This window comes from Acinetobacter sp. LipI_23, from assembly GCF_058243045.1.
The window spans coordinates 2,107,195-2,123,861 of the sequence record NZ_JBZAYJ010000001.1; the positions used below are offsets into that span (position 1 = coordinate 2,107,195).

The 16,667-nt window shown below is 40.2% G+C and carries 16 protein-coding genes; 11 read left to right on the forward strand and 5 right to left on the reverse strand.

The features are described from left to right. The first annotated feature begins 2 nt into the window (after positions 1 to 2). From AC4CVD_RS10360 to AC4CVD_RS10370, 3 genes are all read left to right on the forward strand, one after another. Positions 3 to 962 carry a lipase secretion chaperone gene (locus tag AC4CVD_RS10360; protein ID WP_490753055.1) on the forward strand — a complete coding sequence of 320 codons (960 nt, stop codon included), beginning with the start codon at positions 3 to 5 and terminating at the stop codon, positions 960 to 962. A gap of 486 nt (positions 963 to 1,448) precedes the next feature. Next, on the forward strand, positions 1,449 to 1,802 hold the full coding sequence (locus AC4CVD_RS10365; protein ID WP_026056476.1) for a hypothetical protein: 354 nt from the start codon (positions 1,449 to 1,451) through the stop codon (positions 1,800 to 1,802). Between the two features lie 245 nt (positions 1,803 to 2,047). Then, positions 2,048 to 2,870 (forward strand): IS5 family transposase gene (locus AC4CVD_RS10370; RefSeq protein ID WP_087554504.1). Its coding sequence is split into 2 segments (ribosomal slippage): positions 2,048 to 2,428 and positions 2,430 to 2,870, totalling 822 coding nucleotides; the frame shifts between segments, so codons are not numbered across the junction. A 21-nt stretch (positions 2,871 to 2,891) separates the two neighbouring features. Here the strand turns inward: AC4CVD_RS10370 and AC4CVD_RS10375 are convergent. Next, complete coding sequence (locus tag AC4CVD_RS10375; RefSeq protein WP_490753056.1) at positions 2,892 to 3,302, reverse strand: hypothetical protein; 411 nt, start codon at positions 3,300 to 3,302, stop codon at positions 2,892 to 2,894. A 312-nt stretch (positions 3,303 to 3,614) separates the two neighbouring features. Here AC4CVD_RS10375 and AC4CVD_RS10380 point away from each other — a divergent pair, with 312 nt between their 5' ends. After that, a complete protein-coding gene (locus AC4CVD_RS10380) occupies positions 3,615 to 4,574 on the forward strand; it encodes an aliphatic sulfonate ABC transporter substrate-binding protein (RefSeq protein ID WP_490753057.1) in 960 nt (319 codons plus the stop codon). Next, positions 4,574 to 5,395, forward strand: a complete 822-nt coding sequence (locus AC4CVD_RS10385) for an ABC transporter permease (protein ID WP_490753058.1) — start codon at positions 4,574 to 4,576, stop codon at positions 5,393 to 5,395. Before AC4CVD_RS10380 ends, AC4CVD_RS10385 begins: the two co-directional genes overlap by 1 nt. Positions 5,396 to 5,451: 56 nt before the next feature. Here AC4CVD_RS10385 and prmC read toward each other — a convergent pair whose 3' ends face one another. Together prmC and prfA are read right to left on the reverse strand one after the other, a co-directional pair. Further along, positions 5,452 to 6,270, reverse strand: coding sequence for a peptide chain release factor N(5)-glutamine methyltransferase (gene prmC / locus AC4CVD_RS10390; RefSeq protein ID WP_490753059.1), 819 nt, complete (start codon positions 6,268 to 6,270; stop codon positions 5,452 to 5,454). Then, positions 6,270 to 7,358 carry a peptide chain release factor 1 gene (gene prfA, locus AC4CVD_RS10395; protein ID WP_114836748.1) on the reverse strand — a complete coding sequence of 363 codons (1,089 nt, stop codon included), beginning with the start codon at positions 7,356 to 7,358 and terminating at the stop codon, positions 6,270 to 6,272. The genes prmC and prfA overlap by 1 nt, the downstream gene beginning before the upstream one ends. A gap of 461 nt (positions 7,359 to 7,819) precedes the next feature. Between prfA and AC4CVD_RS10400 the strand changes: the two genes are divergently transcribed. The 4 genes from AC4CVD_RS10400 (at position 7,820) to AC4CVD_RS10415 (ending at position 11,095) form a co-directional block, all read left to right on the forward strand. Beyond that, the gene (locus tag AC4CVD_RS10400; protein WP_224468886.1) at positions 7,820 to 8,248 is read left to right on the forward strand and encodes a glycine zipper domain-containing protein; all 429 of its coding nucleotides are present in this window, start codon (positions 7,820 to 7,822) and stop codon (positions 8,246 to 8,248) included. A gap of 223 nt (positions 8,249 to 8,471) precedes the next feature. Then, on the forward strand, positions 8,472 to 8,999 hold the full coding sequence (locus AC4CVD_RS10405; RefSeq protein WP_004982017.1) for a YMGG-like glycine zipper-containing protein: 528 nt from the start codon (positions 8,472 to 8,474) through the stop codon (positions 8,997 to 8,999). A 289-nt stretch (positions 9,000 to 9,288) separates the two neighbouring features. Next, entirely contained in the window at positions 9,289 to 10,290 is a 1,002-nt protein-coding gene (locus AC4CVD_RS10410; protein WP_004696463.1) for an LLM class flavin-dependent oxidoreductase, read from the forward strand. 241 nt (positions 10,291 to 10,531) lie between these two features. Next, a complete protein-coding gene (locus AC4CVD_RS10415) occupies positions 10,532 to 11,095 on the forward strand; it encodes an NAD(P)/FAD-dependent oxidoreductase (protein ID WP_078389323.1) in 564 nt (187 codons plus the stop codon). 35 nt (positions 11,096 to 11,130) lie between these two features. Here the strand turns inward: AC4CVD_RS10415 and AC4CVD_RS10420 are convergent, their stop codons facing one another. Further along, positions 11,131 to 11,805, reverse strand: coding sequence for a hypothetical protein (locus tag AC4CVD_RS10420; protein WP_490753060.1), 675 nt, complete (start codon positions 11,803 to 11,805; stop codon positions 11,131 to 11,133). A 132-nt stretch (positions 11,806 to 11,937) separates the two neighbouring features. After that, entirely contained in the window at positions 11,938 to 12,774 is an 837-nt protein-coding gene (gene ppsR / locus AC4CVD_RS10425; protein WP_005400687.1) for a posphoenolpyruvate synthetase regulatory kinase/phosphorylase PpsR, read from the reverse strand. Between the two features lie 156 nt (positions 12,775 to 12,930). On the opposite strand from ppsR, the gene ppsA reads away from it, so the two are divergent. Then, positions 12,931 to 15,309, forward strand: coding sequence for a phosphoenolpyruvate synthase (gene ppsA, locus AC4CVD_RS10430; RefSeq protein ID WP_004696454.1), 2,379 nt, complete (start codon positions 12,931 to 12,933; stop codon positions 15,307 to 15,309). Between the two features lie 344 nt (positions 15,310 to 15,653). After that, positions 15,654 to 16,421, forward strand: coding sequence for an RDD family protein (locus AC4CVD_RS10435; protein ID WP_490753061.1), 768 nt, complete (start codon positions 15,654 to 15,656; stop codon positions 16,419 to 16,421). Positions 16,422 to 16,667 lie beyond the last annotated feature (246 nt).

Genomic DNA, 16,667 nt, shown 5'->3' on the forward strand with positions numbered 1-16,667 from the left:
TAATGAAGCGCTTTGGGCTTATCGCTTTGGTGCTGAGTGTATTGGTGATCGGTGTGGTGATATGGTTGGGCCTTGGCTCATCATATGCCACATCGGGTCAAACTCAGGCATCCTCACCGTCCCTTACGGAGACTGCTCAACCCAGCAGTTTGCAAGAGAAGCTTGCTGCTGCAAACAATGACGAGTCAAAAATGCAGCAACAACAGCAACAAGAATCCATCCAAAAAATGATTCAACATTTTCAAAAAAATCCGGGCAATATCACACAATTATTAAACCAGTTACAACAAAACTGCCCCGATACTAACTGTCAGGCTTTATTAAAACAGGTTTTGGCCGAATATCCAGATCAGCAGCTTGCCCAGACTTTAAAACAATTGATAGAACGCCTACCACTGTACGAAAAAGAAATGCAAGCTAAAACCATGTCCACACAAATGACACCACAACAGCGTTATCAGGAGATTTGGAACTTACGTGAACAGACTTTAGGTAAGCAAGAAACACAACTCGGCTTTGCTGAAGAAAAAGAATTTGCCAGCTATCAGTTTGCTTATGGTGAGCTCTTGAGCCGCGCACCGCACATGACCTTACAACAACGACTGAGTGAACTTGCGCAATTACAGCAAAAATACAAAAACCCGAGCAAAAATATTGATGGTCAAAGTGGTAGTTACGATAAAGCCCTTAAATTGGCTTTAATTGGCGTCACCGACCCAATGCAGCAACAAGAAATTACCCAACAAATTCGTAACAGCTACTTTTCAGGCAAAGAAGCAGCGCAGTTAGCTGAACGCGAACAACAAGTCGCTCGACAACAACAACAGATCGCCAGTTATCAATCTGAGCTTGCTGCTCTCAACCAAGAAATGAACCAGCAAAAACAAAACTTAGCTGAAAGTGCATGGCAGCAGCAATATCAACTCCGTCTAGAACAACTGAGGCAAAAACACTTTAACTAGTGGCTTAAACGTTCATCATTCTCCACATCAAACAAAGACAGCTAAAGACAGCTAAAGCAAGGTGATATACCTCATGTTGCTTTAGCATGTCCTTATAAATTGCAATTCCACAATGTTTTGAGTTCGCATCAGTGATGCGTAAAATAAAGACCATTGCAACGATAATATTAATAAATTATTATAATTCAACATCTTAAATAAAAATAAAAGAACTTTTTGATTAAAACTCCACAATATTTCACATTGAATACTTCTTTTTGATCGATCCGAGTCCATTGGAACAATAGTGTAAAATGTAAACAGGCACTCGATTTAATAAATTTAAGCTTTTCATTCACTTAACAAATCCATCTTTCATTTATCGGAATCTATTTGCAAAATATTCCAAAATAGATTACTTTTCACCCACTTTTAAAGCATTTTTAATGCTTATTTTCGGCTGTACTCCCCCTGTTTAATCACCTTATTTCTTTTAAAGGTTATGACATGCTTAAAATGATTGATGTTCTCGATCAACGTCTGGTGCAAAACTTTACTCAAGCTTTGCAGTCTCCTACCCCACAATTTGAAGAGCAACTGGGTCAAGGTATTCTCAATGCATCAGACCTTGAATTAAATCATGCTGTTACTGCATTTTTTAATGAAGTTAATGCGATTGAAGCTGCTCAAGCGTTGGATATTAGCGCTGACCGTATTCAAGCCCTTCAGTTAGGTGCATCGTTTAAAGATGAACAATATTTAGCTGATCTAAAGAAAATTGTGACACTTTGTCTTGCACTTGAAACTGATGCTTTAGAGCAAGTTGAAGTGTTTGACAGTTTACAAGACTATCCAATGTAAGCTTGCAACCCCCTTAAAAAAGCGACTATTACAGTCGCTTTTTTACATTCAAAATGAATGATTTAGTTATGCAATTTTCATATAAGAAGAAATTATTCTATGCTTTTTGGAAGTTATTCTATACTCCAAAAACTGCACATAGCTCAACCAAGTTATTAAAATTCAGATAGTTAAACCAAGACCATCCGTTTATTTCAATTTAATAGACCTCTTGCGAAAGTAAAAACCACCTCAATATAAATTTCATGAGATATCAGAAATTAAATCGTTTTTCAGATTCTGAATTCAAACGCTTGGTTGGCGTACCTCGACAAGTTTTTACTGAAATGGTAGAGGTTTTAGAAAAAGCAGAATCACTCAAAAAGAAATCAGGTCGTCCTCATACTTTAGATATAGAGGATCAGTTGTTATTAACTCTCAATTACTTACGGAACTACAGCACTCAACTGGAATTAGCGGCAAATTACCATATCGCTGAAAGTAATGTGAATCGAACCATTAAAAAGGTTGAAGATGCATTGATGAAATCAAGACGTTTTACTCTGCCAAAACGAAGCATTACCACAGCAGACGAACACTTTAACTGGGTCATTATTGATGCGACAGAATGTTCAATAGAACGTCCGAAAAAAAAATCAGAGTAAGTTCTACAGTGGTAAAAAGAAGAAACATACGCTAAAAGCACAAGTGATCTATCATCCGAACAGCAAACAAATCATAGGGCTAGATATATCGAATGGCAGTCAGCATGATATTAAATTGGCAAGAAAAACGGTTAAGAAATTCAAACATTGTGAATATGTTATGACCGATTTAGGGTACTACGGATTAGAGCAAGATGGCTTTAAATTATTGATGCCAATAAAGAAAAAGAAGAATTTACCCTTATTTGATGTTGAGAAAAGGTACAATAAAATGATTGGAAAAATACGAGTTGTGATCGAACACATTAATAGTCAATTGAAAACATTTAGAATATTAAGTGAACGCTATCGAAATAGACGGAAAAGATTCGGTTTACGCATTAACTTAATTGCTGCACTCGTAAACCGGATAAACTTGCAATAATGACTTTCGCAGGAGATCTAATCAATTAATTTCACTTTTAACTATTCCTTCTTTTAACTTATTAATACCACGCATGTGATAGTCTTGCACTGACTCCCAATCCGCATAAATTCTGTAATTAAGCTCATGATTTATATAAAATCTTAATTGCAATTCAGCTTTAAATGTCCGAACTAATTGTTGCCAGTCAATTAAATCTTGATTTCCATAAGTATTATCTGAGTCTTTTATCCCAATAAAACCGTTAAATATATTCCCTGTCTTGGTATTAAAATTTTGCAAATAACTTTCTTGTGAGATTTTCCTATAAGCCGACCAAATTTTCTTATAATAATATTTTGACACTATAATTAAATCTAAATCCGAATCCACACCAAACTCTTTAAAGTTTTTTTTAGGTGAAAAACTAAATTTTGTCTTAGCACTGCCCACTATCGAAATATTATTAAAAGGAATACTTAATTTATTTGATATAAATTTTTTAAAATCATCATATCTTTCGCTATGATTTTCTACATCTTTTTGAAAATACCATACATTTTGTCCTAATAAATAGACCTATTGCGTTAGTCAAAATTTAAACAGCCTAAAGCTACATTTAATAAGGTTTTAGCCAATTCAAAAATTAGGCAAAACGATACTTTCGCAAGAGGTCTAATATTTTGTTATCCATTTTTCTTTTTTTATTTTTCGCATCCATAAGGTTAAAAGAACCCACAAATGAACTTATTTAAATGATACAACATGAAAAACTTTAAACTACTGAGCACTTCACTGATTTTAAGTCTGATCGGTTCTTATGCCAATGCCGCTATTCCAAACACGCTCAAACTTGATTATGCCTACTACGCACCAACCAGCCTCGTAGTCAAAGAACAAAAGCTCTTAGAAAAGGCCTTACCTAAAACTGAAATTAAATGGGTATTTAGCCAAGGAAGTAACCGCTCGTTGGAATATTTAAATAGCGGCAGTGTCGATTTTGCTTCAACCGCAGGACTTGCAGCCGTACTCAGTCGTGCCAACGGCAGTCCGATAAACACCGTTTATATCCAAAGCCAACCCGAATGGACCGCTTTGGTGGTTGCTAAAAACTCCCAAATTAAAAGTTTAAAAGACTTAAAAGGAAAGAAAATTGCCGCGACCAAAGGCACAGACCCTTTTCTGTTTACCTTACAAGCGCTGGATACAGTGGGTCTAAATAAACGTGATGTTCAACTGGTTCATTTACAACATCCAGATGGCAAAACAGCTTTAGAACGTGGTCAAGTCGATGCTTGGGCAGGCTTAGATCCCTTGATGGCATCCGCACAAGTGCAATCTGGCGCAAAACTGCTGTATCGAAATATTGGGTTTAACAGTTATAGCGTACTCAGTGTCAAAGAGTCTTTTACTCAGCAAAGTCCCGAAGCCATTGAAGCAGTGATTAAAGCTTATGAGCAAGCACGTAAATGGGCAAAAGCCAATCCAGAGAAACTGGCGGAGTTATTGGCACGCGAGTCCAAACTTCCGTTGAATGTCGCAAAATTACAATTAAGCCGTACCAACTTTGATCAAAACATTCCGTCAGCCAAACAGATTGTCGCATTACAAAAGTCTGGCGGTATTTTGAATGAAGAAAACTTAGTTCGTAAAGGCACCAATGTTAATCAAGTCGTGACTCAGTTGTTTAAACCACAATATGCACAAAAGGTTGTAAGCAAATAATGACCAAGTCAGTCGCGAGCTCTTTCAGCCCTATTGTAGTGAAAAAGAGTTCCTCATTTCAGTTGAAATTGAAGAGTGTTCTCAAAGCGATCACCCTTCCAGCGCTCTTACTGATTGCTTGTGAATATCTAGTCCGTGCTGGTTTTATTGAACCTTATTTATTGCCTGCTCCCAGTAGTCTATGGCAAACCTTTCTAGATTTATGGCAGGCAGATTTATGGATGCATGTCTGGACCAGTACATGGCGGGTGTTTTTAGGATTTCTTATTGGGAGTGCTCTGGCTTTAATGTTTGCGATTTTGGTGGGACTCAATAAACAGGTTGAAGCGTTTTTAGAACCCAGTTTTTCAGCGATTAAATCCATCCCGAGCTTAGCGTGGATTCCTCTACTTTTACTGTGGTTGGGAATTGATGAAGCATCGAAAATTACCCTAATTGCGATTGGCGCATTTTTTCCGACCTATACCAACACTGTCGCAGCGATTAAAGGGGTTGATCGCAAGCTCATCGAAGTCGCACGAGTCTATCGACTGAAGTACTGGCAGCAAGTGCAACAGATTATTTTGCCTGCGGCATCTCCGGGGATCTTAACGGGACTGCGCAACAGTTTAAGTTTGGCATGGATGTTTATGATTGCAGCAGAACTCATTGCAGCGACACAAGGCATAGGCTACTTACTGAGTGATGGCCGAGAAACTTCACGTCCTGATATTGTGATCTTAGCGATTATTCTTTTAGCCGTGCTCGGAAAATTCAGTGATAGCATCATGAAAGCCATCGAGACTTGGCTACTACGTTGGCGTGACGTATTTGGAACATAAGGTAGAAAAAATAAAAGCGCATCGAATGCGCTTTTATTTTGGAGGGAACAATGAAATTATTGTGTCCACTGCCCTAAAGTAACGCGGTCATTTCCACCATAATCTTTCACCGTACGGACTTGTTTATAGCCCGCTTCTTTAAAGATTTTCTGTACAGCGTCAGCTTGATCATAACCATGCTCAAGTACCACCCAGCCATCAAGAGTTAAATGCTTTTTACCTTGCTGGATAATGACTTTTAAATCAGCCAAACCATGATCTGCCGCAACTAGGGCACGTTCAGGCTCAGTTGCTAAGTCTTGCATGTGGGCGTCATCGGCATCGATGTACGGTGGGTTCGAGACAATCACATCAAAAAACTTTCGATTTAGCGGTGCAAACCAACTGCCACACACAAAAGTCACATCATTTAAGTCATGCTTTTCTGCATTTTGCTGCGCAACAGCTAAAGTTGGCTCATAAATATCGGTAGCCGTGATGTCCCACGTGTCCCGTTCAGTGGCCAATGAAAGCGCAACCGCACCCGTCCCCGTACCTAAATCGACAATGCGGGCATCTTCAGGTAAGTCTAAACGTAATACAGTTTCTACCAGTACCTCGGTATCTGGACGTGGCACTAAGGTGTCAGGAGTGACAATCAAATCGAGCGTCCAAAACGGCTGTGAACCTGTCACATAGGCCAAAGGTTCACCTGCTTCGATTCGTGCCAAGGCAGAAACATAGGCTTGCTCTTGCTCATTGGTCAGCACTTGATCTTTTTTCATAACCAAATCAAAAGAATCAATTTTGGTAATGTGTTCCAGCAACCATGCGTTCTCTTGACGTTCGTAACTCTCGGCTTCACCACGTAAAGCCAAAGCTTGGGCAATATTCATTATCCACCATTCTGCTGTGCAAGCATCGCAAGCTGATCTGCTTGATATTCACGATGTAAGCTATCTAATAGTTCAGTTAAATCGCCTTCCATAACCGCGTCTAACTTGTATAAAGTTAAGTTAATACGGTGATCGGTCATACGACCTTGCGGGTAGTTATAGGTACGGATACGTTCTGAACGATCACCCGAGCCAACCAAGTCACGGCGCATTTCAGAAGTTGCTGCATCAGCTGCTGCACGTTTTGCATTTTCCAAGCGTGAAGCAAGTAAAGCCATCGCTTTGGCTTTGTTCTTATGTTGTGAACGTTCTTCCTGACATTCCACCACGGTTCCTGTTGGAATATGAGTAATACGCACAGCTGAATCAGTTTTGTTGATGTGCTGACCACCCGCACCTGAGGCACGGTAGGTATCAATACGTAGGTCTGATGCATTAATCTCGACCGTTGTATCGACATCAATTTCAGGCAAAATCGCAACGGTACACGCCGAAGTATGTACACGACCTTGAGACTCTGTTGCAGGTACACGTTGTACACGGTGCGCGCCACTTTCAAACTTCAAGCGACCGTAAACGCCTTCACCATTCACCAAACAAATGATTTCTTTATAACCACCGTGTTCGCCTTCATTTTCAGACAACACTTCAATACGCCAGCCTTGTGATTCAGCGTACTTGGTATACATGCGGTATAAGTCACCCGAGAAAATAGCGGCTTCATCACCACCTGTTCCCGCTCGAATTTCCAAATATGCAGAGTTCGCATCATTTGGATCTTTCGGAATCATTAAGATATTTAAATCAGCTTCTAAAGACGCAATAATAGCTTTATTTTCTTTAATTTCTTCAACAGCCATATCCTTAAAATCAGGATCTGACAGCATCGCTTCAGCCGTTTCAATATCAGCTTCTGCTTGTTTGTACTTGGTCCAAACTTCTGTGATTTCACTTAAATCACTATGTTCACGTGACAACTGACGAAAGCGTTTGTTATCCGAAATGACTTCTACATCTGCAAGTAATGCTGTTAATTCTTCGTGACGGTCAGAAAGTTGATCTAATCGTAAACGTAACGATTCTTTCATTAGGAAAATATCTCAATATAAAGGCTGCAATACAGTTTCACAGCACCAAAAAATTTGCGCTTAGTTTAACGGCTCTATCACGCAAAGAACATCTTTATTCAATCCTGAGCGACGTTTACTTTATACGCCGCAGTGGATTGATACACTTTTAAAGCGTGTTTATGCACTTACTAACGCTTAAAAAATGCAAAACAGCTTATTTCATATACATCTTTTAAATAGGTCATTTCAGCTCAAAATTCAGAGTGTGAACTGCATCACTCCTAGGTTTATCCACATTTGCATGATTTTGGATAAATTTCATTCTGCTTATTCACATTTGTAATAAAACTGATACAAACAAGAAACCAACGGGTTTCAATTTAGTTTTAACTCTCCACAATTAACTGGAATCTTTTTGTTACATTAGCCACATCGAAAAAAGTACGACAGTTCAACCAATGTTGGACATGGAGAAACACATGAAACTAAATACACTTTTAATGTCAGCAACATTAGCAACGGCATCTATGTTTACTGCAACTGCATATGCAGACAGCACAACTCGCGTTGCGGCAGCAAGTGCTTTAGGTAGTGTTGCAGGGACAGCAATTGGTAAAAACATGGGCGGCACAACTGGTGCAACTATTGGCGCAGCATTAGGTGGCGCGGGTGGTGCAGCAGTTGCAAGTGACAAACGTCATCGTACTGAATCTGCTATTGGCGGTGCCATCGGTGGTGGTGCGGGCTATACCGTAGGTAAAAGCATGGGCGGCACCAATGGTGGTTACGTTGGTTCTGCATTAGGTGCAGCGGGCGGTGCAGCACTCGGCAACAAAATCTCAAAAGACAAACAATATGATTCTTACCAAAGTAAAAAATGGAAAAAGAAACACCGCAAACACCACTAATTGACCGCATCGTTAAGATGTCATTGAAAGCACCTTCGGGTGCTTTTTTATGGCACAGATTTAGACGCAACACACAGCAGCCAAACTGGTAGAAAATACGAAGAGTCGTTACACAGCACTTACCAAAGCAACGGTTTCGATAAAGTTTCTCTTCATTATTTTTCCAACATGTTTCGCTAAAGTGAAATCAAGACAAAATAGACATGCTCTTAGGAGTTAAAAAATGAAAATTAAATCAATTTTAATGAGTACCGTAATTGCAGCTTCAGCATTAACGATGACCACAACATATGCAGGTAATACAACCAATACTGCACTAACGTCTGCATTAGGTGGTGTTGTCGGTGCCGCGATTGGTAACCAAATGGGTGGACAAACAGGCGCAATGATTGGTTCTGCCATTGGTGGTGGTGCAGGTGCAGCTGCTTCAGCCAACAAACGTGACCGTAATGGTGCAATCATTGGTGGAGCACTCGGTGGTGCTGGTGGTTATACCGTAGGTAAAAACATGGGCGGTACCAATGGTGGGTATATTGGTGCAGGTCTCGGTTCAGCGGGTGGTGCAGTTCTAGGTAAAAAAGTCTCTGAAGACCGTCGTTATGATGATGAATATGACCGCCGTTACGACGACCGTTATGATCGTCGTTATGACAGCCGCGGCTACCGTAATAGCAATTATAAATATAATGGTCGTGACTATCGTGGTGACAATGGCCGTCACTTGGGATGGTACAAAAACGGGAAACGTTAAGCACCGCATAAAACATTTTCAAATAAAAGAGCACCTTCGGGTGCTTTTTATTTATCTGACCACTACACTCAAAAAAGACACTGTATCGTTTCTACTGAATGCAGCAGCTTACTTCTTTGGTTTTAAACGCATGTGTGGCTGGTGCGGTTCAACGATGTTGAATAGATATTTAGTTTCATTTTTAAATCAACACCTTATATAAAAAAACCAGAATATCGAATAAAATCGATATACAAAATAACAGTTATATCGTATTATTTCGATATATAAAACAAAACTGAGAAGTAGAATGCGCACGTTGTCCGAGACTCAATTTTCTATTCTAGAATTAGCTCCTGTCCGCGAAGATCAAACTGTACAGCTCACTCTACAGCATAGCTTAAAATTGGCCCAACAAGCTGAGCGTTTAGGCTATAGCCGACTTTGGCTTGCAGAACATCATAATATGGATGGTATTGCCAGTTCTGCGACTGCGGTGCTACTCGGCTATTTACTCGCGAATACCTCAACCTTAAAGGTAGGTTCTGGCGGTATCATGCTCCCGAACCATGCCCCACTGATCGTAGCGGAGCAATTCGGTACGCTTGCGACACTCTATCCAAACCGGATTGAATTAGGCTTAGGTCGAGCACCGGGTACAGACCAAGTGACCATGCGCGCACTTCGCCGTGGCCGTCAAGAAACTGAAGATCAGTTCCCACAAGATGTCTTAGAAATTCTGCATTACTTTAAAGATGCTGAGCCAAATCAGCGCATCATTGCAACTCCGGGGCAAGGGACACATGTGCCTGTATGGCTACTCGGTTCAAGTTTATTTAGTGCACAACTGGCTGCAAAACTCGGACTTCCCTACTCTTTTGCATCACACTTTGCACCGCGTATGCTGAAACAAGCGATTCAGCTCTATCGTGAAAACTTTGAACCCTCCGAATACTTATCGAAACCTTATGTATCTATGGGTGTCCCGACGGTCGTTGCTGAAACCGATGCTGAAGCTGAATATCTAGCGACCAGTGCCTACCAACGAGTTTTAGGTCTCATGCGCGGTCAAAGTTTAAAGTTAAAAGCACCAATTGCCAGCATGGACGGTCTATGGTCACCTGCGGAAAAAATGTCGGTAGACAGTTTTTATGCCATGGCGCAAATCGGTTCCAATGGCACAGTGAAAGAAGGTTTGAAACAACTTCTTTTAGAATATGATGTTGATGAGTTTATTTTCACCTGTGACATCTATGACACGGACAAACGTTTAGAAAACTTTGAACGTCTCATGCAGATCAAAAACAGTTAAGTACAAATGAAGTGAATCGCCTTATGCGTATTAATGCATACCCATAAGGCGACGTGCATAAATGAATAACCAAAATCTTAGCCGATACTTAAAAAATCCTTAAAGCCCTGCAAAACTGCTGCTATGTCTAGACTAAAGTTAGCGTGACTGCTCAGACAATTTATCACTTTGCTTTTTTAGAGCAAAAGCACTAAAAATAATAAATTAAGGAAAGACGATAAAAAACAATTAAGGATCAAGCATGGTCAATTTGTATTCAACAGACAACGTATCTGGTTTATTTCAAAACCATCCCGAATATTTTCAGCATTTTAAAGGGCAATTGATTACCGCATCAGAAATTAAACAACATGCTTTTACTGAACAACGTGTCGCAATTATTGGTACCAACCAGCATACAGTAACTGCCCTTGAGTCGGTTTGTCAGGTCGCTCAATCGGTCTATGTTTTTCAAAATGCGCCACAATTTATCTTGCCAAAAACAGAGCGTGGAATTCAGCGCTTAATTCAACATCCACTGGTTATTAAGAACCGACGCCTATTTAACACACGTATCAAATGCCTACTGGCTTTACGCTTCTTAGAAACCCAAGTTCAAGACCCATGGCTTAGACACCAGCTCAAACCTAACTCCGCTGCCGATAAACTTAAATTTTTTAAGTCCGATCATTATTATCATGCCTTACAGCGCGACAACTGTAAGCTAATCACTTGGCCGATCGTCAAAATTCGAGAACATGATATTCAAAGTTTAGATGGCGCTGAATATCCCGTCGATGTGATCATTACCACCTATAGCCATTAACCATATAGGGTAAGTTTTAGCCACTTACCCGTTGTTTATTTCGTCACACCTGTATATTGATAGCCTGTATTTGAACGTTGATAACGTAAGTACTTTCCAGTCGGGCGGCTGTTTTGATCTAATAAAGTGATATCAATCTTGTTTAAGTCTTTTGAAACACGAATATATGAACCGCGCCGCTCTTCGTCATAGTGACAGTCATAATCTACTTCAATCGAACTTAGTTGCTTGTTCTTGGTCTGAAAAACTGGTGTTGCTGTCAAAGCTTGGGCGTGCATTTTAAAGGCTTGAATTTGATAAAGACCGTGACAACTATCGCCTTTGTAATAACTTTGAATCAGATAAATCGGTTGTGCACCCCATTTCACTTGGTCAATCTTTAAAATATAGCCAGCTTCTAAAGGCTGAAGTTTAGTGGAATTGCTCGATTTCATCTGCACATAGGATGAAAATTCACCCATGGTACCGCCACCACCTACATCAAAGGTATAGAATTTAAGCAGTTGGTCCGGTGAGGCATTAATCTTTAGTCTAAGATTTTCAGTCAATTTGGGGAAAGAATAAGCATAACTTTCTGCATTTTCACGGATTAAATCAACCACATCACTTTCGATCTGTTGATTCACCGCATAAAAATCTAGCGCTGCATATTTTTGATCAAGCGCCTGCTCAGCCTGTTGAATTGATATATTTTGCGCATATAAAGCCATATTAAAATGAGCACAACAAAATACACCTAATAGATATTTTGATATTATTTTCATTTGATCTAATCTGTATTTTTATATTGATCAACATTATAAAGCATCATCAATATGACGCTTTATAATGTAATGACAATATCAACCAATGCGACGTTTTAAACCCGTCATTTGGAGTACTCGAGTTGAAATTTCTTCAATCGACATTTCCGAGACATTTAAGTATTTAATCCCTTCAGAAATATAAATCCCTTCAATTGCGCGAAGCTCCATTTGACACTGGCTGAAGCTTGCATAACGGCTATTGGCTTTACGTTCAGAGCGAATAGCAACAAGACGTTCAGCATCAATCATCAAACCAAAAAGCTTCTGTTTGTGCGCGCGAAGTACCGCAGGTAAACGGTTGTCATCTAAGTCTTCTTCAGTCAATGGATAGTTTGCAACACGAATACCAAACTGTAATGACAAATAAATTGACGTCGGTGTTTTACCCGAACGCGACACCCCAATCAGAATCAGATCGGCCTTGTCATAGTGGCGTGTACGTGCACCGTCATCGTTATCTAAAGCAAAATGCACCGCATCAATACGTGCTTTATAAGACTCCGAATCGGTCACTGCATGGGTCTGTCCGACTAAAGTTGTAGGCGGTGTTCCTAACTCTTCAGACAATTTACTAATAAGCCCTTCAAATACATCAAGATTTATAGCATTTGCAGTATTAATAATGTCACGCACGTACGGGTCGACTAAAGTGTCAAAAACCAGTGGCTTTTGCCCGTCTTGTTGCGCCCTTAAATTGATCTCAGCAACCACATTTGTAGCAGCTTCTTCAGAGCTAATATAAGGAATAATATGAATGTCAAAGTCAACATTTGGAAACTGCGCCAATAGCGAGTGCCCAAGGGTTTCAGCGGTAATTGCAGTACCATCAGATACAAAAAAAACACTCCGCTTAAATTGTTTACTTCCTGACATTAAAATTCTCCTCAAAAATTTGTCTTAGTGCTATATAATCTTTATAGTAAACCGATCTTACATGACTGTCGCTTAGTAAAATCAAAAAGCTAAGTAGATTTGTTATAATCTGATGCCAAGATAGTGATTAAATACTGCAAAAGTGGAGTAACAACTTTGGAAGCGCGCGTAATTGGTCTAGAAAAATTAGGGAAACACGACGTTGAACTTGTAGGTGGGAAAAACTCATCTTTAGGTGAAATGATCAGCCACCTATCAAATGCAGGTGTATCTGTACCAGGTGGCTTTGCTACTACAGCTCAAGCATATCGTGAATTTCTCGAGCAAAGTGGCCTAAACGCTAAAATCAATGCAGAGTTAAAAGTCCTCAATGTTGATGATGTAAATGCTCTTGCTGAAACAGGCGCGAAAATTCGCCAATGGATTGTAGATACTCCACTGACGGCAGAACTCGAACAAGAAGTTCGTAAAGCATTTGCAGAGCTTTCAAACGGCAACCCAGACATCGCGGTTGCGGTTCGTTCTTCTGCGACAGCAGAAGATTTACCAGATGCTTCTTTTGCAGGCCAACAAGAAACCTTCTTAAACATTCGCGGTATCGACAACGTATTGATCGCGATCAAAGAAGTATTTGCATCACTGTATAACGACCGTGCAATTTCTTACCGCGTACACCAAAACTTTGCGCATGATGTTGTGGCTTTATCTGCTGGTATTCAGCGTATGGTTCGCTCTGAAACTGGTGCAGCAGGTGTAATGTTTACACTCGACACTGAATCAGGTTTCCGTGACGTAGTCTTCATCACTGCATCTTATGGTTTGGGTGAAATGGTGGTTCAAGGTGCAGTAAACCCTGACGAATTCTACCTTTCTAAACCCCTTTTAAATGCAGGCAAGCACGCTGTACTCCGTCGTAATCTGGGTTCTAAACACCAAAAAATGATTTATGGTGAAGAAGCTTCTGCAGGTAAATCAGTTGTTGTGGTGGATGTTGAAAAACAAGAGCGTCAACAATTCGCATTAAACGACCACGAACTACAAGAACTTGCAAAACAAGCGCTGATTATTGAAAACCATTATGGTTCTCCAATGGACATCGAGTGGGCAAAAGATGGCGATGACGGTCAAATTTATATCGTTCAAGCGCGCCCAGAAACAGTAAAGAGCCGTGAAAACGTCGGCACCATGGAACGCTACCTTTTAAAACAAAAAGGCACTGTGATTTGTGAAGGTCGTTCAATCGGTCAACGTATCGGTTCTGGTAAAGTACGTATTGTTACGTCTATTAAAGAAATGGACAAAGTACAAGACGGTGACGTGCTTGTATCTGACATGACTGACCCAGACTGGGAACCAGTAATGAAACGTGCGGCTGCAATTGTCACTAACCGTGGTGGTCGTACTTGTCACGCAGCGATTATTGCGCGTGAATTGGGTGTTCCAGCAATCGTCGGTTGTGGTAATGCAACTGAAGTTCTAGTAGACGGCCAAGAAGTAACTGTTTCATGTGCAGAAGGTGATACAGGTTTCATCTACGAAGGTTCTTTAGATTTCGAGATTCAAACCAATTCAATCGAATCTATGCCAGAGCTTCCGTTCAAAGTAATGATGAACGTCGGTAACCCTGACCGCGCATTTGACTTTGCACAAATTCCAAATGAAGGGATTGGCCTTGCACGTCTTGAGTTCATCATTAACCGTATGATCGGTGTCCACCCTAAAGCATTGTTGAACATTGACAGCTTGCCACGTGAAACACGTGCTGCGGTGATGGCGCGTACAGCGGGTTATGCATCGCCAATCGAATTCTATGTTGAAAAACTGGTTGAAGGTATTTCTACCCTTGCTGCAGCATTTGCAGACAAACCTGTGATCGTTCGTATGTCTGACTTTAAGTCAAATGAATACGCAAACTTGATCGGTGGTAAGTTATACGAACCTGAAGAAGAAAACCCAATGTTGGGCTTCCGTGGTGCAAGCCGTTATGTGTCTGACAACTTCCGTGACTGTTTCGAATTAGAATGCCGCGCGTTGAAAAAAGCACGTGACGAAATGGGCTTAACCAATATTCAAATCATGATTCCTTTCGTACGTACTGTACATGAAGCGAAACGTGTAATTGAATTATTGGCGTTAAACGGCCTGAAACGTGGTGAAAATGGTCTAAAAGTGATCATGATGTGTGAGTTACCAACGAACGCATTATTGGCTGAACAGTTCCTTGAACACTTCGATGGCTTCTCTATCGGTTCAAACGACTTAACCCAGTTAACGCTTGGTCTAGACCGTGACTCTGGTATTGTGTCTCACCTATTTGATGAGCGTGATCCAGCAGTAAAAGCACTTCTTTCTATGGCAATTCATGCATGCCGTAAAGCAGGTAAATATGTGGGTATCTGTGGTCAAGGCCCATCAGATCATCCAGATCTTGCGCAATGGCTGATGGAACAAGGCATCGAATCTGTATCACTTAACCCTGACTCAGTATTAGATACTTGGTTCTTCCTTGCAGCAGAAAAAGTTCAAAAAGCTTAACTTTTTGATCCGATAAAAAAAGACCCTTTTGTGGGTCTTTTTTTATATCCACTCTTTCAACGTATCCGCATTAAAACAAGCATATTGATGCAAAAATTTAGACTAAGTTTGATACTCATGCATCAACATCTTGATTGAGAAAAGATTGCATTGCGATAAAGCTAGAAGAAGCAGCATAATCCTTGTTACACTGTCCTGCATTTTGTGTAGTTTTGGTTAATTTTAGCTTGAAATTCTCTAGACTATCCGCATGTTTTACCATAGATTTTTTATTTGTTTTTAATCTGAAAACAAATACATTTATTATTTGAATATCCCAACTTATATTTTGAGATTAAGTTTATATGCAGATTTACTTGGCACGAAATAATCAACAAGCCGGTCCATATACCTTAGAGCAGTTGAATCAGATGCTCGCAAGCCAACAAGTTTTATTGACGGATTTAGTTTGGCATCAGGGTATGCCTGAATGGAAAGCTTTAGGTGAACTCACCCAAGGAAAACTGGCGTATGAACCTGTAGGGTATCAGCCTCAGCCCCCTATTCCTGAGCCAATGCATACGCCAAATCAATTTTCACAGCCAAACCGCAAAGTGGCGAAAGTTGCTCAACCTGAACTGGCATCAATAGGCACACGTGTCTTAGCCAAAGTCATTGATTTACTTCTTTGGCTCCCTGCCGCTGCGATTCCCTCGTTCTTTTTACAAGCCGATAAATTTGGTGAACTCACTGAAATTCAGCAAAAAATGCAAGCGGCTACTACAGCAACTCAGGCCAGTGAACTACAAGCACAACTGTTCAGTTTGATTCCTACTGAAGCATGGACCACCATGGGAATTTACCTGCTGATTATGCTCGGTATTCAGGCCTTTTTCTTAGCAAAAAGTGGTCAAAGTATTGGCAAAAAAATCACCAAGATTAAAATTGTAGACGTTGAAACGAACGAAAAAGTCAGCCTTTTACGTGTATTCACATTACGCAGCGTTGTTTTTATTGTGCTCAATATGCTGTTCATGCCGTTTATTACCATCGCCGATCACGTCTTTGGTTTAACTGCAAAGCGTCAAACTTTGCACGATAAGCTAGCGAAAACCAAAGTCATTAAGCAGTAATTTGACCATATTTAAGCTGAGGTTTGGCTCACCTCAGTTTTCCGCAGTTTATTGATATTCAAAATAAATCCATAAATAAATTATAAAATTCCGAGTGAAAAAATCGGTTTTTATAACAGTCATTTAAAGCATCTTTACGTATAGCTTAGTTTGTCGATATGAGGCATAATGCCCTACAACGTAGCGGTGTCTTATGATTGAGAAGTGTTTTTAGACTTAAAAAGAAACTTTTCAATCATGCGACAC